This window comes from Vibrio sp. 1401 (assembly GCF_033340295.1).
The window spans coordinates 1-581 of sequence record NZ_JAWOWF010000611.1 but is presented as its reverse complement, the minus strand read 5'-3'; the positions used below and the strand labels follow the sequence as shown (position 1 = coordinate 581).

The following is a 581-nucleotide window of genomic DNA, read 5'->3' as shown; positions in this document are numbered from 1 at the left end:
ATTGGGTGTGAAGATCAAACTATCGAGCCCGAAAGGGGAAGGTGAACGCTTGAACAACCCAACCGTGGCGTTTAAGTACCAAGGTATTTGTATCAAGCTGCATCCGCATTCGCTCAAGCGTATAGTGGAGTCTGAGCAGGCTGAATAAGCAAGTTTTGAACGACTAGAAAGAAGAAAGGGTTGCAAATGAGGAACCCTTTCTTTCATTCAAATGCGATGAACTTAAAGAATCACCGTCTTATTCCCATAAACAAAAACGTGGTCGTTAATTACCTTATTCAGAGCTTTACTCAAAACATTCTTCTCGACATCGCGGCCTGCTTGAGCCATATCTTGTGCGCTGAATGTGTGATCGACTGGAATAACATCCTGCTTGATGATCGGGCCTTCATCTAGGTCGTTTGTCACGAAGTGGGCTGTTGCGCCAATAATTTTTACGCCACGGTCGTAAGCTTGCTGATAAGGCTTAGCACCGATGAAAGCAGGCAAGAAACTGTGGTGAATGTTGATGATCTTATGGCGGTATTTTTCAACAAACGTTGGCGTGAGACCGCGCATGTATTTCGCTAGCACCAAGTAAT

2 protein-coding genes are annotated in these 581 nt (G+C 44.8%); one reads left to right on the top strand and one right to left on the bottom strand.

The window, feature by feature from the left end:
• Nucleotides 1-148: VOC family protein (locus tag R7Z77_RS27120; RefSeq protein WP_318137275.1), on the top strand; the 148-nt coding region annotated here is incomplete at its 5' end.
• Nucleotides 149-222: 74 nt separating this feature from the next.
• Here R7Z77_RS27120 and R7Z77_RS27115 read toward each other — a convergent pair.
• Nucleotides 223-581, bottom strand: a 359-nt coding sequence (locus R7Z77_RS27115) for a formyltransferase family protein (protein WP_318137274.1), incomplete at its 5' end; no start/stop codon positions are given.